Source organism: Roseateles sp. NT4 (assembly GCF_051857475.1).
GTDB lineage: Bacteria > Pseudomonadota > Gammaproteobacteria > Burkholderiales > Burkholderiaceae_C > Pelomonas.
In genome coordinates, this window is sequence record NZ_JBPZGZ010000003.1 from 335,712 (window position 1) to 356,818 (window position 21,107).

The 21,107-nt window shown below is 69.0% G+C and carries 25 protein-coding genes; 11 read left to right on the forward strand and 14 right to left on the reverse strand.

The window, feature by feature from the left end; translation table 11 throughout:
- Positions 1 to 9 precede the first annotated feature (9 nt).
- The 3 genes from ACS5PN_RS20420 (at position 10) to ACS5PN_RS20430 (ending at position 2,670) form a co-directional block, all read left to right on the forward strand.
- A complete protein-coding gene (locus ACS5PN_RS20420; RefSeq protein ID WP_439465852.1) occupies positions 10 to 1,224 on the forward strand; it encodes an acetyl-CoA C-acyltransferase in 1,215 nt (404 codons plus the stop codon).
- 137 nt (positions 1,225 to 1,361) lie between these two features.
- Positions 1,362 to 1,895, forward strand: a complete 534-nt coding sequence (locus ACS5PN_RS20425) for a DUF1569 domain-containing protein (RefSeq protein ID WP_439465853.1) — start codon at positions 1,362 to 1,364, stop codon at positions 1,893 to 1,895.
- A gap of 10 nt (positions 1,896 to 1,905) precedes the next feature.
- The gene (locus ACS5PN_RS20430; protein ID WP_439465854.1) at positions 1,906 to 2,670 is read left to right on the forward strand and encodes an enoyl-CoA hydratase; all 765 of its coding nucleotides are present in this window, start codon (positions 1,906 to 1,908) and stop codon (positions 2,668 to 2,670) included.
- A 21-nt stretch (positions 2,671 to 2,691) separates the two neighbouring features.
- Here the strand turns inward: ACS5PN_RS20430 and ACS5PN_RS20435 are convergent, their stop codons facing one another.
- Both ACS5PN_RS20435 and ACS5PN_RS20440 read right to left on the reverse strand, forming a co-directional pair.
- Positions 2,692 to 3,306 carry a phage tail protein gene (locus ACS5PN_RS20435; protein WP_439465855.1) on the reverse strand — a complete coding sequence of 205 codons (615 nt, stop codon included), beginning with the start codon at positions 3,304 to 3,306 and terminating at the stop codon, positions 2,692 to 2,694.
- A 120-nt stretch (positions 3,307 to 3,426) separates the two neighbouring features.
- Positions 3,427 to 4,212, reverse strand: a complete 786-nt coding sequence (locus ACS5PN_RS20440) for a PEP-CTERM sorting domain-containing protein (RefSeq protein WP_439465856.1) — start codon at positions 4,210 to 4,212, stop codon at positions 3,427 to 3,429.
- A gap of 214 nt (positions 4,213 to 4,426) precedes the next feature.
- On the opposite strand from ACS5PN_RS20440, the gene ACS5PN_RS20445 reads away from it, so the two are divergent.
- Positions 4,427 to 5,161: an SGNH/GDSL hydrolase family protein gene (locus ACS5PN_RS20445; protein ID WP_439465857.1), complete on the forward strand. Its 735-nt coding sequence runs from the start codon at positions 4,427 to 4,429 to the stop codon at positions 5,159 to 5,161.
- Here the strand turns inward: ACS5PN_RS20445 and ACS5PN_RS20450 are convergent.
- Positions 5,113 to 5,517, reverse strand: a complete 405-nt coding sequence (locus ACS5PN_RS20450) for an acyl-CoA thioesterase (RefSeq protein ID WP_439465858.1) — start codon at positions 5,515 to 5,517, stop codon at positions 5,113 to 5,115. The two genes, ACS5PN_RS20445 and ACS5PN_RS20450, sit on opposite strands and share 49 nt — an antisense overlap.
- Positions 5,518 to 5,591: 74 nt before the next feature.
- On the opposite strand from ACS5PN_RS20450, the gene ACS5PN_RS20455 reads away from it, so the two are divergent.
- The gene (locus ACS5PN_RS20455; RefSeq protein ID WP_439465859.1) at positions 5,592 to 7,376 is read left to right on the forward strand and encodes an ABCB family ABC transporter ATP-binding protein/permease; all 1,785 of its coding nucleotides are present in this window, start codon (positions 5,592 to 5,594) and stop codon (positions 7,374 to 7,376) included.
- A 75-nt stretch (positions 7,377 to 7,451) separates the two neighbouring features.
- On the opposite strand, the gene ACS5PN_RS20460 is transcribed toward ACS5PN_RS20455, so the two are convergent.
- The 3 genes from ACS5PN_RS20460 to ACS5PN_RS20470 all read right to left on the reverse strand — a co-directional run bounded on the left by ACS5PN_RS20460 (position 7,452) and on the right by ACS5PN_RS20470 (position 8,701).
- Positions 7,452 to 7,775, reverse strand: coding sequence for a hypothetical protein (locus ACS5PN_RS20460; protein ID WP_439465860.1), 324 nt, complete (start codon positions 7,773 to 7,775; stop codon positions 7,452 to 7,454).
- 63 nt (positions 7,776 to 7,838) lie between these two features.
- Positions 7,839 to 8,447: a UPF0149 family protein gene (locus ACS5PN_RS20465; protein ID WP_439465861.1), complete on the reverse strand. Its 609-nt coding sequence runs from the start codon at positions 8,445 to 8,447 to the stop codon at positions 7,839 to 7,841.
- 14 nt (positions 8,448 to 8,461) lie between these two features.
- A complete protein-coding gene (locus ACS5PN_RS20470) occupies positions 8,462 to 8,701 on the reverse strand; it encodes a hypothetical protein (protein WP_439465862.1) in 240 nt (79 codons plus the stop codon).
- A 75-nt stretch (positions 8,702 to 8,776) separates the two neighbouring features.
- On the opposite strand from ACS5PN_RS20470, the gene ACS5PN_RS20475 reads away from it, so the two are divergent.
- Positions 8,777 to 9,622, forward strand: coding sequence for a transposase (locus ACS5PN_RS20475; protein WP_439465863.1), 846 nt, complete (start codon positions 8,777 to 8,779; stop codon positions 9,620 to 9,622).
- Positions 9,619 to 10,461, forward strand: coding sequence for an amidohydrolase family protein (locus ACS5PN_RS20480; protein ID WP_439465864.1), 843 nt, complete (start codon positions 9,619 to 9,621; stop codon positions 10,459 to 10,461). The genes ACS5PN_RS20475 and ACS5PN_RS20480 overlap by 4 nt, the downstream gene beginning before the upstream one ends.
- Here ACS5PN_RS20480 and ACS5PN_RS20485 read toward each other — a convergent pair.
- From ACS5PN_RS20485 to ACS5PN_RS20500, 4 genes are read right to left on the reverse strand one after another with little or no spacing between them, the layout of a single operon-like run.
- On the reverse strand, positions 10,448 to 11,188 hold the full coding sequence (locus tag ACS5PN_RS20485) for a LytR/AlgR family response regulator transcription factor (RefSeq protein WP_439465865.1): 741 nt from the start codon (positions 11,186 to 11,188) through the stop codon (positions 10,448 to 10,450). The genes ACS5PN_RS20480 and ACS5PN_RS20485 overlap by 14 nt on opposite strands.
- Positions 11,185 to 12,210, reverse strand: a complete 1,026-nt coding sequence (locus ACS5PN_RS20490) for a hypothetical protein (RefSeq protein ID WP_439465866.1) — start codon at positions 12,208 to 12,210, stop codon at positions 11,185 to 11,187. Before ACS5PN_RS20490 ends, ACS5PN_RS20485 begins: the two co-directional genes overlap by 4 nt.
- Complete coding sequence (locus tag ACS5PN_RS20495) at positions 12,201 to 13,283, reverse strand: sensor histidine kinase (RefSeq protein ID WP_439465867.1); 1,083 nt, start codon at positions 13,281 to 13,283, stop codon at positions 12,201 to 12,203. Before ACS5PN_RS20495 ends, ACS5PN_RS20490 begins: the two co-directional genes overlap by 10 nt.
- A 20-nt stretch (positions 13,284 to 13,303) precedes the next feature.
- Positions 13,304 to 13,681: a hypothetical protein gene (locus tag ACS5PN_RS20500; RefSeq protein ID WP_439465868.1), complete on the reverse strand. Its 378-nt coding sequence runs from the start codon at positions 13,679 to 13,681 to the stop codon at positions 13,304 to 13,306.
- A 178-nt stretch (positions 13,682 to 13,859) separates the two neighbouring features.
- Here ACS5PN_RS20500 and ACS5PN_RS20505 point away from each other — a divergent pair, with 178 nt between their 5' ends.
- Both ACS5PN_RS20505 and ACS5PN_RS20510 read left to right on the forward strand, forming a co-directional pair.
- Entirely contained in the window at positions 13,860 to 14,315 is a 456-nt protein-coding gene (locus tag ACS5PN_RS20505; protein ID WP_439465869.1) for a tetratricopeptide repeat protein, read from the forward strand.
- Between the two features lie 51 nt (positions 14,316 to 14,366).
- Positions 14,367 to 16,604: a penicillin-binding protein 1A gene (locus ACS5PN_RS20510; RefSeq protein WP_439465870.1), complete on the forward strand. Its 2,238-nt coding sequence runs from the start codon at positions 14,367 to 14,369 to the stop codon at positions 16,602 to 16,604.
- Positions 16,605 to 16,607: 3 nt separating this feature from the next.
- On the opposite strand, the gene ACS5PN_RS20515 is transcribed toward ACS5PN_RS20510, so the two are convergent.
- Both ACS5PN_RS20515 and ACS5PN_RS20520 read right to left on the reverse strand, forming a co-directional pair.
- A complete protein-coding gene (locus ACS5PN_RS20515; protein WP_439465871.1) occupies positions 16,608 to 16,991 on the reverse strand; it encodes a VOC family protein in 384 nt (127 codons plus the stop codon).
- Positions 16,992 to 17,026: 35 nt separating this feature from the next.
- Complete coding sequence (locus ACS5PN_RS20520) at positions 17,027 to 17,497, reverse strand: group II truncated hemoglobin (RefSeq protein WP_439465872.1); 471 nt, start codon at positions 17,495 to 17,497, stop codon at positions 17,027 to 17,029.
- A gap of 212 nt (positions 17,498 to 17,709) precedes the next feature.
- Between ACS5PN_RS20520 and ACS5PN_RS20525 the strand changes: the two genes are divergently transcribed.
- Entirely contained in the window at positions 17,710 to 18,414 is a 705-nt protein-coding gene (locus ACS5PN_RS20525) for a hypothetical protein (protein WP_439465873.1), read from the forward strand.
- 104 nt (positions 18,415 to 18,518) lie between these two features.
- Positions 18,519 to 19,886, forward strand: coding sequence for an acyl-CoA thioester hydrolase/BAAT C-terminal domain-containing protein (locus ACS5PN_RS20530; protein ID WP_439465874.1), 1,368 nt, complete (start codon positions 18,519 to 18,521; stop codon positions 19,884 to 19,886).
- Between the two features lie 6 nt (positions 19,887 to 19,892).
- Here the strand turns inward: ACS5PN_RS20530 and ACS5PN_RS20535 are convergent, their stop codons facing one another.
- Positions 19,893 to 20,507 (reverse strand): hypothetical protein, encoded by a 615-nt coding sequence (locus ACS5PN_RS20535; protein ID WP_439465875.1) that lies wholly within the window; start codon positions 20,505 to 20,507, stop codon positions 19,893 to 19,895.
- Between the two features lie 116 nt (positions 20,508 to 20,623).
- Positions 20,624 to 21,070, reverse strand: a complete 447-nt coding sequence (locus ACS5PN_RS20540) for an Lrp/AsnC family transcriptional regulator (RefSeq protein WP_439465876.1) — start codon at positions 21,068 to 21,070, stop codon at positions 20,624 to 20,626.
- Between the last annotated feature and the right edge of the window lie 37 nt (positions 21,071 to 21,107).

The window sequence follows — 21,107 nt, forward strand, 5'->3', positions numbered from 1 at the left end:
GGAATCAACATGAGCAAGCAAGTCCAAGACGCCTACGTCGTTGCCGCCACCCGTCTGCCCATCGGCAAGAGCGGCCGTGGCTACTTCAAGAACACCCGACCCGACGAGATGCTCGTCAAGGTCATGCAGGCCGCCCTGGCGCAAGCCCCGGGCCTGGAAGCCAAGGCGATCGAAGACGCCATCGTCGGCTGCTCCTTCCCCGAAGGCGAGCAGGGCATGAACATCGCCCGCGTCGCCTCCGTGCTGGCCGGCTTCGGCCCGACGGTCGGCGGCGTGACGATCAACCGCTATTGCGCCTCCGGCATCACCGCCGTGCAGATGGCCGCGGACCGCATCCGCGTTGGCGAAGCCGACGTGATGTTCGCCGGCGGCGTCGAGAGCATGTCGATGATCCCCATGGGCGGCAACAAGCCGTCCCTGAGCCCGCTGATCTTCGAGCGTGACGAGAACATCGGCATCGCCTACGGCATGGGCCTGACGGCCGAGAAGGTCGCCGCCCAGTGGAAGATCAGCCGCGAGGCCCAGGACGCCTTCTCGGTGGAATCGCACCGCCGCGCCGTGGCCGCCATGCAGGCCGGCTACTTCGATGCCGAGATGACACCCTTCGACGTCATCGAGCGCACGCCCAACCTGGCGGACGGCACGGTCAACACCAAGACCCGCACCGTCAAGCTCGACGAAGGTGCCCGCCCCGACACCTCGCTGGAAGGCCTGGCCAAGCTCAAGCCCGTGTTCGCCGCCAAGGGCAGCGTGACCGCCGGCAACAGCTCGCAGACCTCCGACGGTTCCGGCGGCCTGATCATCGTCAGCGAAGCGGCCCTGAAGCGCTACAACCTGACGCCGCTGGCCCGCTTCGTGTCCTTCGCCGTCAAGGGCGTGCCGCCCGAGATCATGGGCATCGGCCCCATCGAAGCCATCCCCGCCGCGCTGAAGATGGCCGGCATCTCGGCCAAGGACCTGGACTGGGTCGAGCTGAACGAAGCCTTCGCCGCCCAATCGCTGGCCGTGCTGAACGACCTCGACAGCAAGGGGATCGAGCTGGACCGCGCCAAGGTCAACCCCAACGGCGGCGCCATCGCCCTGGGCCACCCGCTGGGCGCCACCGGTGCCATCCGCGCCGCGTCGGTCATCCACAATCTGCGTCGCACCGGCGGCAAGTACGGCATGGTCACAATGTGCGTGGGCGCAGGCCAAGGCGCCGCCGGTATCTTCGAAAGGCTGTAACCGGCCCACCCCCTACCGGCTGCGCCGGCCCCCTCGAGGGGGCGCCCTCCACGGCCTGGCAAAGCCAGTTCCGTGAGGGCCGCTGGGGAAGGCACTATCCGACAATGGGTGGGTGCTCATGACAGGGATGGCCAAGCATGGATCGACGCAAGCTTCTTAGATCGTCCACGGTGTTGCTCGCGGCGACACCATTGGCCGCCTGTACGGGCCATCTCCAGACGTTCACGAGCTGGAAGCAGGCCCAGCAGGCCGTGCTGGACCTGCTGTTCAGCGAGAAGGTCGTCCAGGGCAACCCCTGGAACCTCAGCCAAGTGCTGCAGCATCTGGCCCAGAGCATCGAGTTCTCGATGCAGGGCTTCCCGGCGCTGAAGGGCGCCTGGTTCCGTTCCTCCATCGGCTCGGCCGCCTTCGCGGTGTTCAACGCACGCGGCGCGATGAGCCACAGCCTGGACGAGCCCATTCCCGGCGCCCCGGCGCTGGACCCATCGCAAGCGCTGAAGATCTCGGTGAATCGCCTGCTCGGCGCGATGGATGCTTTCGCCCAATTCAACGGTACGCTTCGGCCCCATTTCGCCTACGGCGAGCTGACCAAGCCGCAGTACGAGCGAGCCCATTTGATGCACCTGGCCAATCACTGGACCCAATTCCAGTCGAAGACGGCCACTGCTTGAAGGACCTCACATGACCATCAAGAGCTACACCGTCAATGGCGTCGCGACCATCGAGATCGCCCGCCCCGAGAAGAAGAACGCCATCACCCAGGCCATGTACCAGGCGATGGCGGATGCGCTGCGTGCGGCGGACGCCGACCCGGCCGTGCGCGCCGTGCTGATCACGGGCCAGCCCGGTATCTTCACGTCGGGCAATGACCTGGAAGACTTCATGGCCGGCCCGACGCGCGGCGAAGACGCGCCGACCTTCCAGTTCATGCATGCCCTGGTCGATTGCGGCAAGCCCGTCGTCGCTGCGGTGACCGGTGCCGCCATCGGCATCGGCACCACCATGCTGCTGCACTGCGACTTCGTCTTTGTCTCGGACGAGGCCCGCCTGGCCATGCCCTTCGTGGCCCTGGGCCTGGTGCCCGAGTTTGCCTCCAGCGTTGTGCTGCCCCAGCTGATCGGCAACCGCCGTGCGGCCGAGAAGCTGCTGCTGGGCGACCCCTTCACCGGCGAGCAGGCCGTGGAGTGCGGCATCGCCAACCGCGTGCTGCCGGGCTCCGAGGTGCTGAACCACGCCCGCCGCATCGCCGAACGCTTCAACACGCTGGCCCCGGGCGCCGTGCGCGACAGCAAGAAGCTGATCCGGGACGCCCAGCGCGACGCCGTCAAGGCCGCCATCACGCGCGAGGCCGAGATCTTTGGCGCGCGCCTGCGCAGCCCCGAGGCGATGGAGGCTTTCCAGGCCTTCTTCCAGAAACGCGCGCCGGACTTTTCGAAGTTCAGCTGAGCCCAGGCGCGCTGCTTGCGCCTAGGGCCGCGAGGGGAAGATCCCTTCCATGGCCACGCAGTAGCGCAGGCCCAGATAGGGGTTGCGCACCGAGAAGGGCAAGCCGCCGCCCGCCGAGGTGACCGAGACGGTTCCTGCGGCCATGTTGACGTCGGTAGCGGCCGCGCTGTAGTTGTTGGAGCGCGCCAGCCGGGCGGGTGAAGCGCCGGTCGGGGTGTCGGTGGTTCCGGTGCCCGACACACCCCGCAGTTGCGCCACGTGGCTGTGTATCGGCATCTGGCTCTGCAGCAGGGTGACGTTTTCCACGCCGGCCACCTCGCCCTGGTCGACATTGGCCAGGCCCGGGCCGGGACCCATGCCGGCGCCAACCGGTACCCGGCTGCGCAGATCGGGCAGGGCGAAAGTGGTGCGGCCGTCACCGCCATAGGTCGTGCCCATCAGCGAAAACACCGCGGTGTTCTGCGCAATCGACAGCAAACGACCGTCGGCCTCCATATAGCCCCGCGGACAGAAGGTGGCTGCCGTGATGCACACGGTGGCGAGATAGGGCTCAGCGCCTGAGCAGGCCATGGCCGAAGAGCCGGCGAGGCTGGCGAGCAATCCGCCGGCCAGCGAAACGATGGGGCGCAGCTTCATGGGGTATGCCTTTCAGGGGGTGTCGAGAAAGAAGGGCGCTCCGCTCCGGGCTGGAGAAGCGCGCCGCCGTCGAAAGCTGAACGGCCTCGGGCCGGCAGCAGCCGCGGCCCGCGTGTCCGCTCAGCGCCTGCGGGGCCGTCGCAACAAGGCCCAAAGGGCCACGGCCGTGAGGGCCAGCGTGGCCGGCTCGGGCACGCGGTTGACGACGCCGCTGGACCGGATGTCTTCAAGCTCGACGAAGACGTCGAAGAAGCTGGTGAAGTTGCCGTCGCTGCTGCCTCCCACCAGGCTTTGGAAGGCCGTATAGCTCGCCGATGCGCCCGGCAGCAGCGTGATCAGGACGGCGTTGCTCACACTGTCGAAGCTGAAGTTGTTGCTGGGCCCGGTGTTGAGGGTGTCCACTGAATGTTCGGTGGCGACCAGCTCGTTCAGGCCGGCGTCCTTGAAGCTCCACAGCGAATGGGCGTAGGCGTCGGCACCGCTGGCGTTGACAGCGTTCGAATACAGCCCGCGAAGCAGGATGGTGAAGGTGTCGGTGGCCGAGCTGTTGGTCAGGCTGAGCGCGTAGTCCACGAACAGCGGTCCCACCGATGACAGGCCGCTGCCGGCCGCGCTGAATTGCGCTCCGAAGCCGTCACCCGTCGCGCTCAAGCCTCCGCTCAGGGAGCTCGACGGCGAAATGCCCGCCGGCGCGCCGCTGAAGGAGGCGAGGCTGTCGCTGCCGCCGTTGCGGTATTTGAGCTGGCCGCCCTGGGTCGCCGCACCCGTGGCTGCCGCGGAATTGACCGTGTCCAGCGTCACCGAGCCGTTGATGCTGAGTCCCACGGGCACTGGGCTCGCGGCGCTGAAGGTGGCCGACAGCAGCAGGACTGCTGCCCAGGACAAGGGGTTGAAAGGCGCACGCATCGTCGGCTCCTTGGCCCGGAAGGGCTTCAATATCGGACCTGCATATCCCGTGCCGTGTTGAACAAATCCACTGCATTCAAGGACTTGGCGCACCAGCGGCCAAGCCGCAGTCCTCAGCTGTCAATCATTTCGACATTGAGCCAAACCCTCCTTGAAAAATGGCGTCTCCGTACACTCGCCGCGTCTTGATCCCAGCCGTTCTCGCCAAAGCCGAATGAAGTTGCTCGTCGCCAAATTGCTGTTGGGCCCGCTCCTGCTCTGGCAGGGCCGCCGCGTGCGGGCCACCGCCCTGCGCCTGCCTGAGGCCGCAGGGCCGCGCGCGGCGAGCGGCTCGGCATTGCGCTTGCTCATCGTCGGCGACTCGTCCGCCGCTGGAGTCGGTGCCCGTCACCAGGACGAAGCGCTGGCCGGCCGTTTGGCTCAAGCCCTGGCGACGCGTCTCGGCCAGTCCGTCGGCTGGCAGGTCATCGCCACCAGCGGTCATCGCAGCGAAGAGGCCCTCGCCGCCTTCGAGGCCGCCGAAGTCACGCCGGCCGATGTGCTGATCACCTCCCTGGGCGTCAACGACGTCGTCGACCAGATCGCGCCAGCCCAGGCTCTGGCCGCGCTGGACCGCATCCATGCCCTGGCGACCGAGCGCGCCGGCGTGCGCCTGAGCGTGCATTGCGCGGCGCCGCCCATGCAGGAGTTCCCGCTGCTGCCCCAGCCGCTGCGCTGGTTCTTCGGCCGCCAGGCGGCGCGCTTCAATGCAGCGCTGATGTCATCCGTGGCCGGGCAGTCGCAGCGCCACGTGCTGCAGATGCCTGAATCCATGCAGCGCAATGCGGCGGCTCTTATGGCCGAAGACGGCTTCCACCCCGGCCCGCCCGGCTATGCGCTGTGGGCCGAGGCCATCGCCGATCAGATCGTGATCGGCCTGGGCTTGCCTTCGCGGTCGATGGCGACATAGGTCAGGTTGGCCTCGGTCACCTTGACCACATGCAGGTTCTCGGGGTCGCGCTCGGCCATGACTTCCACATGCACCGAGACGGACGTGCGACCCACGCGGGTGACGGTCACGTAGAAGCTCAACAGGTCGCCGATGGAGACCGGCTGCTTGAAGATGAACTCGTTGACGGCCACCGTCGCGACACGGCCGCGCGAGATGCGCGCCGGCAGGATGGAGCCGGCGATGTCGACCTGGGCCATGATCCAGCCGCCGAAGATGTCGCCGTTGGCATTCGAATCGGCGGGCATGGGCATGACGCGCAGCACCAGCTCACGGGCATGGTGTTGGCCTGGTGCGGGGCTTGATTCCTGGGTCATCGCTTCCACTTGCAACAATTCATCGATCCACATTCTCGGTCCTGCGCTTGAGATCCCTCACATCAGCATCCTCCGTGCCAGCCACGGGCACCGCCGCTCCCGCCGCCCAGGGGGACTGGGGCACGGTCGGCCGCCTGCTGCCCTATCTGTGGCGCTACCGCTGGCGCGTGACCCTGGCCCTGGCCTTCATGGTGGGCGCCAAGGTCAGCAATGTGGGCGTGCCCATCCTGCTCAAGCACCTCATCGATGCGCTGGACCTCAAGCCCGGTGCGCCCCAGACCCTGCTGGTGGTGCCGCTGGGCCTGCTGCTGGCCTATGGGGCGCTGCGGCTGTCGACGTCGCTGTTCACGGAGCTGCGCGAGCTGATCTTCGCCAAGGCGACGGAGGGCACGGCGCGCAGCATCTCGCTGCAGGTGTTCCGGCATCTGCACGACCTGTCCCTGCGCTTCCATCTTGAGCGCCAGACCGGCGGCATGACGCGCGACATCGAGCGCGGCACCCGGGCCGTGCATTCACTGATCAGCTATTCGCTGTACAGCATCGTGCCGACGCTGATCGAAGTGGTGCTGGTGCTGACGCTGCTGGGCGTCAAGTTCGACGTCTGGTTTGCTGGCATCACCATCGCGGCGCTGGTTTTCTACATCGCCTTCACCGTCGTCGTCACCGAGTGGCGCACCAAGTTCCGCAAGGTGCTCAATGAACTCGACTCGGTGGCCCACAGCAAGGCCATCGATTCGCTGCTGAACTACGAGACGGTCAAGTACTTCAACAACGAGAACTTCGAGTCGGCGCGCTATGACGAGAGCCTGGAGAAGCTGCGCCAGGCCCAGCTGAAGTCACAGCGCACGCTGTCCATGCTGAACACCGGCCAGCAGCTCCTCATCGCCACCGCCCTGGTGCTGATGCTGTGGCGGGCCACCCAGGGCGTGGTGGACGGGCGCATGAGCCTGGGCGACCTCGTCATGGTCAATGCCTTCATGATCCAGCTCTACATCCCGCTGAACTTCCTCGGCGTGATCTACCGCGAGATCAAGCAGGCCCTGACCGACATCGAGAAGATGTTCCGCCTGCTGGACCGCGAGCGCGAGGTGGCCGATTCACCGGGTGCGGAGGACCTCCAGGTCAGGGGCGCATCCGTCGTCTTCGACAACGTGCGCTTTGCCTACGACCCGGTGCGGCCCATCCTGCACGGCGTCAGCTTCGAGATCCCGGCCGGCAAGAAGGTCGCCGTCGTCGGCCCCAGCGGTTCGGGCAAGAGCACGCTGGCACGGCTGCTTTACCGCTTCTACGACATCGATTCGGGCGCCATCCGCATCGACGGCCAGGACATCCGCGCCGTCACGCAATCCAGCGTACGCAAGGCGATTGGCATCGTGCCCCAGGACACCGTGCTCTTCAACGACACGGTGGCCTACAACATCGCCTATGGCCGCCCCGGCGCCGGCAAGCAAGAGGTGGAGGGCGCCGCGCGCGCTGCCCACATCCATGCCTTCATCGCGGCGACGCCGCTGGGCTACGACACAATGGTCGGCGAGCGCGGGCTCAAGCTGTCGGGCGGCGAGAAGCAGCGCGTCGCCATCGCCCGCACGCTGCTGAAGAACCCGCCCATCCTCATCTTTGATGAAGCGACGTCGGCGCTGGACTCCACCAACGAGCGCGCCATCCAGGCCGAGCTGGAGTCGGTGGGGCAGAACAAGACGGTGCTGGTCATCGCCCACCGGCTGTCGACGGTGGTCGACGCCCACGAGATCATCGTGCTGGAGCAGGGCCACATCGTCGAGCGCGGCCGGCACGACGAATTGCTGGCCAGGAATGGCCGCTATGCGGAGATGTGGAAGCTGCAGCAGTCCGCGGACTGATCATGCCCGCGGCTTGCAAGCCGCGGTCCTTCGCAGAGCGTCAGACAGCGCGCAGGCGCTGTCTTCGGCCGCTGCTCAGTGGGGCTTTCTGGGCTTCTCGAAGCTCTTGGGGCGGTAGACGTTGCCGTCCCACTCGCCGCCCGTGCGGCTGTCGCGCGCATCGTGCAGGGCCGACTCGCGGGCGCGGCGGATGACGCGCTCCGCCTCCAGGGCTGCCGCGCGCGTCTGGCGCTGGCGGCGGCGCCAGCCGGTCAGGCGGGTCATCTGAAGCTGCACCCACGACACCACAGCGGCCACGCCGGCATCCACCCGCGCCTGCCAGCGGTAGGGCAGGGCCATGTGCACACCCAGGGCGATGCAGACGGCAAGGCCGGTGGCGGCGAGGACGGTCTGGAACATGGCCTGAACTTAACCTAAACCAGCGCTGGCGACCACCTGCAGACACCCTCGTTAAGGGGATGTTTACCTTTTCTCGCGCAGAGCCCACAACGCCAGCATGGCGTCAGGAATCTTCCGGCTGGCTTCGTCGCGGGCTTCGGCCGAGGCCTCGGCCAGCGGACCGTCTTCACCACCCAGGGCGGCGATCGGAGCCAGCAGCGGGCCCGTTTCGGCGCCGTCAAACCAGGGCGCCCAGGCCTCGGGTGCCAGGTCCACGGCCGTCAGAAAACCCACGGCCCAGTCCTCGGCGTCGGCGTATTCGGTGTTCTCGTCCTCGCCATCCGCAAAGCTGAAGATCGGCTCCCAGGCCTTGGGCGCGTGCTCCCAGGCCATGGCGATGGATTGCACATGCCGCAGCACGGCCATGACCACCTTCTTGCGCTGCTTGCCGCTGACAAAAGGCTTGGGATCGGGCTCCTGGTCGCCGCCCCAGACGACCGGAATCCAGGTGTCACCGGGCAGGTCGGCCAGTCTTTGCGGTGACAGCAGCAGGCCGGTCAGATAGCCGTCCAGCGCCTCGATGTTCATCGCACTGTCGCTGGGCAGGACCGAGAGCAACTCGTCCAGATCGTTGAGTTCTTCGTCGGCCAGCGGACGGTTGTCGGAGGCGGGGTTGTATTGCGGGTATTGCATGGGGGCTCGTGAGTTCAGCCGGGGCGGCCGTGGCGGCTCTTGGGCTTCTTGCTGTCGAATTCGGCGAGCTGGGCCTTCAGCAGGGCCATCAGCACGCGGGCGTTCTGTTCGGTCATGACGATGACGCTGCTGGGCTCGATGCCTTCGACAGGCGTCTTGGGCGCGACCGTCGCGTCCACCTTGAACAGGACCTGGCCATGCTGGTTGTTGGCGGCGGCCTTGAACTTCTGGATTTCGATCTGATGAGTTTTCATGGGGCGTGCCGGACGAATGAGGGGGCCGGCAGGCCGCCATCTTGCCATTCCGGGCGGCGAGACTTAAGGTGGCGCATGGCAAGGCCTGCTCGATTGGAGATTGCCGGCGCCGTTTATCTGGTCGGCGCCCATTGCCCGTTCGAGAGCGGGCAGCTTGCCTTTGTCGACGATGCCGACCGCGCCGAGATGCGGTCGCTGCTGGCCCAGGCCCTGCACCGCTTCGACGCCCAGGCCCTGGCCTATGCCCTGTTGCCCGACCACTACCACCTGCTGCTGTTCACGCGGCGCGCCAATCTGTCGCAGCTGATGCGGCATGTGAACGGCGTCTACACCCAGCACCACCAGCGCCGCCACGGCTTCAGCGGCCCGCTCTTCCAGGGGCGCTTCCATGCCGTGCTGGTGGACCGCGAGCGCTATCTGCTCGATGCCTGCCGCTACATCGATCTCAACCCGGTGCGCCTGCGTCTGGCGCGCGGCGCCGCGGACTGGGCGGGCTCCAGCTTTCGTGCCCTGGCCGGCATGGAGGTCGCGCCCGACTGGCTGGACGTCGACGGCCTGCACACCCATCTGCTGGGCAAGCCGGCCACGACGCCGGCGCAGCACCGGCTGGCCGGCGAGCGCTACGCCCGCCTCGTCGCCTCCGATCCGGGCCTGCAGCTGTGGCCGGGGCGGCTGCGCGAGCAGATCTTCCTGGGTGACGCCGATTTCGCTGCCCGCATGCGCGGCGCCGCCATTGCGCCGCGGCGCGTGTCCCGCGCCGGCTTTGGCGACTGGATGAAGCGCGCTGGCGGCATCCGTGAGCAGGCCTTGTGGCTGGCACATACCGAGGGCGGTGTCGCCATGACGGATCTGGCTGGCCAGCTTGGCTTGTCGGTGTCGCGCATCAGCCGGCTCATTGCGGCTGCGGAAAGGGCTGTTTGAAACGCCGCGCCCTGCTGCTGGCGGGGCTGCCTGTCATGGGGTGGGCGGCTCGTGCCGCTGACTACGCGGGCCCGCTGTTCGACGCCCATCTGCACTACAACGACGACGCGCAGTCGCCGCATCCGCCGGCCGACGTGCTGGCCCGCATGCAGCGCGCCGGCGTGCGTGGCGCCCTGGTCAACAGCCGGCCCAATGACGGCACGCTGCGCCTGGTGGCCGAGCCTGGGCCGCAGTGGGTGCCCTTCATCCGCCTGTATCGCAACCGCGCCGACTACACCGGCTGGTTCAACGACGACAGCATCCGGCTGATGGTGTTGGAGCTGCTCCAGCGCGGCAGTCTGGCCGGCCCTTTTCGCGGCCTGGGTGAATTCCATCTCTATGACAGTGTCCATGCCGACGGGCCGACGGCCATTGCGTTGATGAAGCTGGCGCGCGAGCGCGGCCTCACCGTGCTGGCACATGTGGACGACGTCGCCGTCGACAAGCTGCTGGGCCATGCGCCGGGCGCGTCCCTGATCTGGGCCCACTCCGGCATCTCGGGCGAGCCGCTGCCGCGGGTGCGCGAGCTGCTGGCCAAGCACCCGGGCCTGCGCGGCGAGCTGTCCTATCGCCCTGGCATCACTTTCGATGGCCGCCTCAACGACGACTGGCGCACCTTGTTCACCCAGCATCCAGGGCGCTTCCTGATCGGCTCCGACACCTGGGTCACGCCGCGCTGGCAGCATTACGAGGGCCTGTTTGCCGACTACCGTGGCTGGCTCGGGCAACTGCCGGCTGAAGTCGCGCAGCGCATCGCCTGGGGCAATGCGGCCGAACTGTTCAAGCTCACAACTGCTTGAACCGGTGCGCGTAGGCGGGCGAGACCTCCAGCGTCTCCGGCCTGTCCTTCAGCGCGATGCTGAGCTTGCCGCTCAGGGACCGGCTCACCGACTTGATGGCCTTGGCGTTCACGATGGTGGAGCGGTGCACCTGCCAGAAGTGCTCGCCGTCCAGGCGCGCGACCAGCTCCTTCAAAGGCACCGAGATCAGCGCCTCGCTGTCGGCGGTGACGACGGCGACGTATTTGTGGTCGGCGCGGAAATAGGCCACGTCCTCGACGGTGATGAGCTGCAGTTCGCGGCCCCGCTGCACGGTGATCCAGCGCAGCGGCTCCACGGTCGCGGCCGATGTCGTGCGTGCCGTCAGGCCGGCCAGGTCGGCCGGCGGCAGGGTCAGCCTCTCCTTCAGCCGCAGCAGGGTCTTGGCCATGCGCACCGGGTCCAGGGGCTTGAGCAGATAGCCGACTGCGCCCTCGTCGAAAGCCTGCACGGCATAGCGCTCGTGGGCTGTGATGAAGACGACATGGGCGCGGCGGCCGATCAGCTGGGCCACTTCCAGCCCCGACAGGCCGGGCATCTGCACGTCCAGGAAGCAGACCTCGGGCGCCAGCTGCTCGACCAGGCGCAGCGCCTCGTGGCCATCGCGCGCCATGCCGACGATCTGCCCTTCCGGCCACTGGCGCAGCAGCTCTTCGCGGATCTCGGCGGCGAGCAGGGCTTCGTCTTCGGCGATCAGGATGCGCGTCATGGGGGCAGGGGCCAGCTCAGCTTGAACAGCGGCATATCTTCGATGAACAGACCGAGTTCGGCCGCATCGCCGTGGACTGCCTGCAGCCGTCGGGCCAGCTCCGACAGCGGCACGCGCTCGGCGGCGAGCCGGGTCAGCGTCAGGTCGGGCCCCAGGGCGCGCAGCTGCAGCTCCGCCATCCCGGAGCTGCTGTGCAGGGACAGGCTCCACAGCGTCGTGCCCTCGTCCAGCAGCGGCCGCACCAGCGGCAACAGCACCATGGGTGCCAGCGGCCAGTCGGCCACCTCGTTCAGGCCGGCGAGGTGCAGCCGCTCGGTGTGCTGGGCGTCGGCGCTGACCAGGCGCGCATAGGCCCGCAGCGCCATGATCTCGCGCGCCAGCGTCGACACCTCGGCCTCGACGTGGGGCTGCAGCGCGCGCAGCAGCTCGATGAGGGCGGCCAGGCGCGCCTGGCCACGACGCGGGTCGCTTTCCAGCTCGGCGTCGATGGCGGCCAGGCGCTCCGACAGCAGAGCCGGGTCGACGCGTGCCTGCAGCGCCAGCAGCTGGGTCGCGGCGAGCTGGCGGTCGCGCTGGGCGGCGGCATCCTGCAGCGCCTGCAGCCGCGCCTGGGCGCGCAGCGAGAAGCGCAGCTGCACATAGACCGTCACGCCCAGGGCATGCCAGACCAAGGTGGTGCTGGCCAGCGCGTAGTCATTGGCCTCGGTCCACCAGTCGACCTTGCCCAGCACCGGGTAGAGGGCTCGCGCGATGAACCAGACGCCGCTGATGACGGTGATGGGCACGACGGCCGGATAGGCCACCCAGGCGGGCAGGCGGCGCGCATCGACGAGGGCGTCCGCCAGGCGCAGCAGCAGCACGGCCGGCACGCCGAACTGCAGCACATTGAAAGCCAGCGCGTTCGTCATCTGAAGCAGGCTCATGCCGTTGCTCAGCGGCGTGCCGTTGGCCACCAGCGTAGCGGCGCCCACGAGCAGCATCCAGCCGAGGTCGCCAGGCTTGAAGACGACGTTCAGCGCCACGGCATTTGCACGCGAGCGATGAGGCCGCGCGGCTGGTTGAGGTGCAGGCTCAGGCGTGCGGCCGATCCATAGGCCGAGGCCAGGCGGGCGCGCAGCGTGGCCAGGCCCGTGCCGCTGCCGCTGCTGCTGCCCATGCCGGCGCCGGTGTCGGCCACCTCCAGGCGCAGCAGGTCGGGTTCGTCAGGGTCGGGCAGGGCGCGCACGCAGATCTCGCCGCCCTCCACCTGCGGGCCGATGCCGTGCTTGATGGCGTTCTCGGCCAGGGTCAGCAGGCAGGTGGACGGGACGACGACATCCCCCAACCCGGGCGCGACTTCGTAGCGCAGCGTCAGCCGTTCGGGCCCGATGCGGCGCTGGTGCAGGGCCAGAAAGGCGGTCACCAATTCGATCTCGCGTGCCAGCGAGGTCTCGGCCTGGCGCAGTTCTGGCAGGGCGGCGGCGAGATAGAGGCGCAGCTCGGCCAGCATGGCGCGTGCGGCCCGGGCGTCGGTGTGGGCCAGGCGGCGCAGATGGGCCAGGGTGTTGAACAGGAAATGCGGCTCGACCTGGGCCTGCAGCAGGGCCGCACGCGCCGCGTCGAGCTGGCGGGCCTGTTCCTGCTCATCCAGGCGCAGGGATTCGGCGTCGGCCTGCTGGCGGCGGCCGCGCTGGTGGTAGTCGAGTGCCAGGCACACGCATGCCGTGATGGTGGCCTGGATCTGCAGGCTGTAAGGCGCGAAATTGATGTCGGGGCCACCGAAGCGGTGGTGCACGACGAGGCCGACGAAGGTGCTGAGGACCGTCAGCGCCACGATCTGCACACCCAGGCCCCAGCGGCGCTGGCGCGGGGCGCGCGGCAGCCAGGGTTGGCTGAGGGCGGCGGCCAGCCACAGCATATAGAGCATGAAGCTCACCGCCAGCCAGGAACGCACGCCGTGCAAAGGGGTGGCGGCGCAGACCTGGTCTTCGCCGGCGAACTTGCAGTTCACCAGGTCGGGCATCAGCAGCCCGCCCGCCAGCACCAGGCAGGCGCCGGCCGCAACGGCCAGGGCCGCGGGGCTGAGCAATGCGTGGTGTGGCGAAGGCGGGGGCATGCAGGCGGTCAGCGCAAGGATCACCGTGTCGGGGAAGCCTGAGCGATGGTGGCGGAAGCGGCGGAGGCCGGCAGGGCGGCCATCGTGGCCATGGGATCGGCGAAACGGATGTTAAGGACGTAGCGCCCCGGCGCGCCGCGCTGGCAGTCCAGCGAGTCCACGGCGATGCGCACCGGTGCGCGGTAGCGGCGCGTGCCGTCCAGCGCCACGATCTGGGCCCGGCCCCTGGCATCGACCTCGAATTCGACGCGCACCTCGCCGTCGGAGCCGATGCGCTGCTTGGCGCTGGCAAGGTATTCGCTGAGCTGTTCGCCAACCTGGGGGCAGGTGTCAGGGTTGGCGGGTGCGGCGAAGGCGGGGACGGCGACGAGCAGCAGCAAGGGCAGGATGGCTTTCATGGGGATTCCTCCGTGGGTGGCGATGGCGCTAAGTTAGAGATCGCCGCCCCCCGGGTCAGCAGCCGCCGGACCAAGGTAGGAAATCAGCCGACGAAGCCTGCGCCGGGCCCGACGGCAACCGCCTCGCCGTGACTTCCGGCAGAGGGCGCTAAGCTCGCTCCCACAACGAGGAGACAAGATGCGCTTCGCTGCTGCCCTGACCGCCCTGACGGCCCTGCTTTTGGCCGCCTCGGCCGGTGCCGCCGACATGAGCCCGCCGCCCGAGATCAAGCCGGCCGCGGCCGACCCGTTGGCGACGCCGCGCCGGCTGATCGCCGCCAAGGACTGGACCGGTGCCCTGGCCGCTCTGCGCGCCCAGCCCCAGGCCGCCAGCGCCGACTGGCACAACCTGATGGGCTACACGCTGCGCAAGCAGGCCACACCCCAGCTGGCGGAGTCCGAGGCCGAGTACCTGCAGGCCCTGCGCATCGATCCCAACCATCGCGGCGCCAATGAATACCTGGGCGAGCTCTATGTGATGAAGGGCGATCTGGCCAAGGCCCGCGAGCGGCTGGCGGTGCTGGAAAAGGTCTGCCCGGCGGGCTGCGAGCAGCGCGAGGACCTGCAGAAGGCCATCGCCGCGGCGGCGAAATAACAGCTTGCGGCCTACACCGCCGGGTGGCGTCCAGCCCCTAGGATGCGCGCCATGCTGAAGTACCTGCTCCAACGCCCCTGGCTGGCCGCCCTCGTCGGCGTGCCGCTGGCCCTCGTGCTGCTGGGCGCCATCGTCGCGGCCCTGATCTGGGCCCAGCTGCCTGACCTGGATGCGCTGACCGACTACCAGCCCCACCAGCCGCTGCGCGTGCTCAGCGCCGACGGCCAGCTGCTGGGCGAGTTCGGCGCCGAGCGGCGCCGCTTCGTGGCGCTGAAGGACATCCCCAAGCCGCTGCAGGATGCGCTGCTGGCCGTCGAGGACAGCGACTTCTACACCCACTCCGGCATCGACTACAGCGGCATTGGCCGCGCCATGGTGCACAACGTCCTGCACCCGACCCGGCTGCAGGGCGCTTCCACCATCACCCAGCAGCTGGCTCGCAACATCTTCCTGACCAACAAGCAGACCCTGGCGCGCAAGGCCCAGGAGGGGCTGCTGGCCATCAAGATCGAGAGGAACCTGACCAAGGAGCAGATCCTCGAGATCTACATGAACCAGATCCCGCTGGGCAACAAGGCCTATGGCTTTGGCGCGGCGGCCGAGCGCTATTTCGGCAAGCCGCTGGACAAGCTGACGACGGGCGAGATTGCTGTCCTCGTCGGCATGCCCAAGAACCCCAATGGCTACAACCCGGTGCTCTACCCCAGCCGCGCCAAGCGCCGCCAGGCCGTCGTGCTGGGCCGCCTGGTCGCCGTGGGCCAGATCACCCAGGCCCAGGCCGACGCCGCGAACGAGAAGCCGCTGGAAGTGCGCCGGCCCAAGCGCCTGTCCGGTGTGGCCGACCATGCCGCCGAGCAGGTGCGTGCCGAGATGGTCACGCGCTACGGCGAGGATGCCTACACGCGTGGCCTGACTGTCTACACGACCTTGAACTATGCCGAGCAGGCGGCGGCCCAGGAGGCGCTGCGCCATGCGCTGTTCGAGCTGGAGCGCCGCCAGCCCTTCCGCGGCCCCGAGGCGACGGTCGAGCTGCCCGAGGGTGATGAGCAGGACGAGGCCCTGGACGCGGCCTTCGATGCCCACCCCGACCTGGGTGAGCTGCGCACCGCCGTGCTTCTCCAGGTCGACAAGAACGCCGCCGAGCTGGTCATGGCCGACGGCGAGAAGATCACCTGGAAGGGCCAGGCCCTGAAGCCCATCGCCAACCTCAAGCGCGGCGCCGTGCTGCGCGTGCTGGAGTCGGGCAAGCAGTGGTCGCTCAGCCAGACGCCCCAGGCCGAAGGCGCCGTCGTCACACTGGACCCGGCCACCGGCGCCATCCGCGCCCTGGTCGGCGGCTTCGACTTCGCGCGCAACCAGTTCAACTCCGCCACCCAGGCCTGGCGCCAGCCGGGCTCGGCCTTCAAGCCCTTCATCTACTCGGCCGTCATCGAGCAGGGCGCCTGGGCCGGCACCCTGGTCAGCGACGAGCAGGTGCAGGTGGGCGACTGGTCGCCGCGCAACTACGACGGCCAGTACGAGGAGGCGCTGACGCTGCGCCAGGGCCTGGCCCGCTCCAAGAACATGGTCACCATCCACCTGGTGCAGGCCCTGGGCCCGCAGCGCGCCCGCGCCTGGGCCGCGCGCTTCGGTGTGGACGAGGAGAAGCAGCCGCTGAACCTGACCATCGCCCTGGGCACGGGCTCGGTCACGCCGCTGCAGATGGCGCAGGGCTATGCCGCCTTTGCCAACGCCGGCCAGCTGCCGACGGCCTGGCTCATTGACCGCGTGCAGGATGCGCAGGGCAGCGTGCTGTGGAAGGCCGAGCCGCCCAAGCTGAGGACGGCCATCAGCGCCCGCAATGCCTTCATGACCTCGCAGCTGCTCGCCGCCGTCGCCCGCGAAGGCACGGGTGCCCGGGCCAGTTCCCTGCTCGGCCGCTGGGACCTTTATGGCAAGACGGGCACGACCAACGACGCCATCGATGCCTGGTTCTGCGGCTTCCAGGCGACGCGGGCCGGCGCGGTGTGGATAGGCTATCCGCAGCCGCGCTCCCTGGGCGAGCGCGAAAGCGGCGGCGGCCTGGCCCTGCCGGTCTGGGCTGCCACCATGGCTGTGGCCTTGAAGGGCCAGCCCAACACCCAGCTTGCCCCGCCCGCCGAGGGCCTGGTGCAGCAGGACGGCAACTGGTTCTATTCGGAGTTCGCCGGCGATCTGGCGATCGCGCGCATCGGCCTGCCGGCCCCGCCGCCCAGCGTCGACGAGGCCGCGTCGGAGCCGGTGACCACGGCGCCGCCCATCAACCAGTAAGGCTTATGAGCCGGCGGGTGGCTCCCACAGCTCGAGCTTGTTGCCGTCGGGGTCCATGACCCAGCCGAACTTGCCGAACTCGGAGTCCTGGGGCTCGCCGACGACGTTGCAGCCCTCCTCGCGCAGGGCGGCGAGCAGGCCGTGCAGGTCGGCGACGCGGAAATTGATCATGAAGGGCGCGGTGCTGGGCGCGAAATAGGTCGAGTCGGCCTTGAAGGGGCACCAGTTGGTCGACCCCGCACCGGGCTCGCCGGCGACTGCCGGTTCGAAGGTGACGCCACCCCAGGCCTCGACGTCCAGGCCGAGGTGCTTGCGGTACCACTCGCCCAGGGCCTTGGGGTCGCTGGATTTGAAGAAGATGCCGCCGATGCCGGTCACGCGTTTCATGGGAGTCTCCTGAAGTCGCGCGATTTCAGCATGTCTCAGCCCTGCCAGGGCCCCTTGACCTCGCCCCAGCCCCACTTCGGCATCGGCGCGTCGGCATCCACCGTCACGCCGGGCTGGGAGTTCAGGACCGCCAGGCGCGATCCCCATTCGAGATAGCCCACCAGGGCCGAGCGGAACTCCGGGTCATCGGGCATGTCGAGCTCGTCGGCGGTGTCCAGCAGCGGGGCGACCCAGGCGCGGCGCTGCTCCTGGCTGAGGTGGCGGTTCAGGTGCTGGCGCACCATGTGCGGATGGCCGCCATGCTCGGCCGAGTAGGTGGCCGGGCCGCCCAACACTTCGGCGAGGAAGGCCGCGACATGGGCTGGATGCTCGCCGTTCATGTGGGCGAAGACGGGCGCCAGCTGCGCGTCGTCCTTGACGCGCTGGTAGAAGCGCTCGGTCAGGCGCTGCAGGGCGGGCAGGCCGCCCAGCCAGTCGTAGAGAGAGGGGACGGCGGTATCGCTCATGGCTGCGAGGCAAGTGGTGATGCAAGCCGACCTGGGGCCGGCGGTGGCAACTGCAACCCGGTGTTTGCCCGTGATCAGGGATGGCGACAGCGCCGGCTTGTTGCGGCCGCAGCATGGCTGGTGTGGTGTTTAACGGAAGCAACGCCGGGTAACAGCTGCCGAGCCGGCGCGGCCCTAGAGTCGGGGCTCCATCACAACTCGGGTTCCTGCCCATGCGCCATCGCTTCCTGTCCGCCTCCGCTCCGGCTCTTCTGGCCCTGCTGCTCGCCGGTTGCGCGGCAACGCGCGACGGCCGCGCGCCCGAGCGGCGCGACGCCCGCATGGCCCAGGCGCCTTCCGTGGCGGGCGTGGCGGAGGAGAGCTTTGGCAAGTCGGCCTGGTCGCGCAAGGGCGACTTCTCGCTGAGCGGCCAGCGCGTTCGTTACGAGCGCGGCGCCGACCGGCTGGCCCTGTTCGAGCCTTTGCCGGGCAATCTGCGCGCGCCGCTGAACTTCAGCTGGCAGGGCCCGGCGGGCGAGAGCGCGACGGTCTGCGAAGCCTGGGCCCAGGATGCCAGCGCCAATGGCCGCCTGACCGACAGCAAGCCCTGGGTGTTGAGCTGCAAATGGGGCAGCGCACCGGCCGCCATGCTGCAGATCGGCGAAGGCCAGATGCGTCGCGGCAAGCTCAGCCGCGAGGGGGCCTACCGCCGCGGCGAGCTGACGGTGGGACTGCGCTCCGTGCACCTGCTCGAAGGCAATACCCAGCCGCAGACCGTGGCCGTGGGCTACGAGATGCTGCACCAGGGCACCGTCGTCGGCAGCCTGGACCTGAGCGGCGCCGTGCCGCGACTGCGCCGGCCCGACCCGGCCACGCCGCTGGGCCGCGCCGTCACCGAAGCGGCCCTGGCCCTGGCCCTGGTCTCCGAACCGGGCTGATTCCTCGCCACCCGTCGCTTCGGCTGGCGATTCGTCGCGGCCGGCTGGAGGCGGCATGAGGGCGTCGACAGCATGCGGGCATCGCAACTCAACCAGAGATCCCGATGTCCCACCGCCAAGCCTTCATCCTCGGCGCCGCCCTGCTGGCCTGCCTGCCACTGGCCGCACAGACGCTGAACGTCCGCCCCGGCCCCGAGGTCGTCGCGGGCGACCCGCTGCACCTGGCCATCGAAGGCGCCAGGCCCGGTGCCCGCCTGACGCTGCGCGCCAGCCGCATCGTCAGCAGTGACTGGGGCACGCGGCCCTTCCAGTCGCAGGCCATCTTCGTTGCCGACGCGGCCGGCCGGGTCGATGTGGACACGCAGGCGCCGATCGAAGGCAGCTATGCCCGCGTTGATGCTCGCGGCCTGTTCTGGTCCATGCGACCGGCCAGCGCCACGACGACTCTGCCGACGCTGGACAAGGCGCGCGCCGACGAGGTCGTGCTGCAACTGCTCGACGGTGACAAGCCTTTGGCCGAGCAGCGGGTGCGCCTGCTGCCGCGGGCTGCCGACGTGGTCGTCACCGAGCCGGCCGAGTTTCCCGGCGCGCGCTTCGCCACCCAGGGCGGCGCGGCCAAGCGCCCGGCTCTCATCGTGCTGGGCGGCTCCGAAGGCGGCAGCAACGCGGCCCGCACCTCGGCGCCGCTGCTGGCCTCGCAGGGCTATGCGGTGCTCGGCTTGCCCTACTACTCGCCGCCGGGCTGGGGCGCCAATGGCCCGACACCGCCCGAGCTGCCGGCCCTGCCCGACTCCTTCGTCGATATCGACCTGGTGCGCCTCGAGCAAGCGCGCGACTGGCTGGCGAAACAGCCCGGCGTGGACGCCAGCCGCATCGGCGTCTACGGCGTCTCCAAGGGCGCGGAGTTTGCGCTGTCGGCAGCCAGCCGCATGCCCTGGATCAAGGCTGTCGCGGCCATCGTGCCCAGCGACGTGGTCTGGGAGGGCTGGGGCAACCAGGCGCCGCAGGCCGACAAGCGCTCCGGCTTCGCGTGGAAGGGCCAGGCTCTGCCGTGGGTGCCGTATGAGGGCTTCGGCGAGGAGTTTGCCGGCGCGGCGCGGGGCTTGGCCATCATCATCCGCCGCCCGCTGGACAAGGGCCGCGCGGCACATCCGGAGCGTGTGGAGGCCGCTCGCATCCCGGTCGAGAAGATCGCCGCACCGGTCTTCCTGCTGGGTGGTGGCGACGACCAGGTCTGGGATTCCGCCGGCATGGCGCAGGCCATCGCCGCCAGGCGTGCCGCCTCGGGGCTGAAGACGGTGAGCCTGGTCTACCCGCGCGCCGGCCATGCCATCTCGGGCCACGGCTGGGCGCCGACGACGACCTACAACGACGGCTTCATGAAGTTCGGCGGCCAGGCGGATGCGGATGCCCAGGCCCAAGGCGAGGGCTGGCCGCGGCTGCTGGCCTTCCTGCGCGAGTCGCTGCGCTGACCGGGCTCAGCCGGCGCGGCGCCGGGTGCGTGCTGCGCCCCAGGCCAGCGCGGCGGCGATCACCAGCGGCAGGCTGCCCGGCAGGGGCAGCTTCTGCTGGACGAAGACGCCGTTGAACCACATCTCGCCGATGGAATCGGTCAGCAGGAAATTGATGGCAGCGCTGAGGGTCTGGCCGGGAGCAAACGAGCCGAGGGCGAAGGCCGCCAGGCTGTCGCCGGCGCCGATGCCGAACACCGGGTTCAGCGCCGCAAAGCTGATGTCGGTATCGCTGAGCTTGATGAAGCGGTCCTCGTTGTCCGCCTCGGCCGTCAGATTGCCCTGCCGGAACATGCCGGCGGCGTTGTCCCACTGCATGGCGTTGGCATTGACCGGCGAGCCGCCGACCCATTGCATGGTCGCGATGAAGAACACCGGTCCGGTCGCGAAGGCGTTGTTGTTGGTCCAGTCCAGTGGCGTGACCCAGCGCGAGGTGCCGTTGCCGAGATTGGTGATGAAGGGGCCGCCCGTCTGGTGCGTGCCGATGGCGCCGATGACCTCGTAGGGCGCGGCCAGCAGCAGCGTGGGGGCGAACAGCAGCGCAGCGAGCCAGAGCCGTGCGCGGTGGAGCAGAGACTTCATGACGCGTCCTTTCCTGGAGGGGCTTGCGGACCTTGCGCCTGCGCCACGCCGGGGTCAATCGTCGGGGGCGCCGCCGCCACCGCTTCCGGGGGGAAGACGGCTGTCGATTGAGGAAGTCAGCCGGCGAGTTTCAGCATCGGCGCGCGACGGCGCAGCGGCTGGGCCTTGACGATGCTGGAGCTGGTCTGGGCACAGTCGGCCAGGCGATCCAGGGCCTGGTCGAGGTGCTCGATGGAGCGCAGGGCCAGGCGCAGCACGAAGCAGTCGTCGCCGGTGACCTTGTCGCATTCCAGCGCCTCGGGCATGTCCTCGATGCGCTGCTGTACCTGGGCCAGGGCGCCAGGCATGGGCCGCACGCGCACGATAGCCTGCAGTGTGAAGCCCAGGGCCAGCGGGTCGATGTCGATGGTGAAGGCGCGGATGACGCCACGCTCCTTCAGGCGCGCCAGCCGCTCCGAGGTGGCCGGCGGCGACAGCCGAATAGCCTCGGCCAGGTCCTTCAGCGGCGCGCGGGCGTCGGCGGCCAGGGCAGCCAGCAGCAGGCGGTCGGTGTCATCGATCATGATTAGGTCCGGATTGCAATTCTCCGTTGCTGATTCT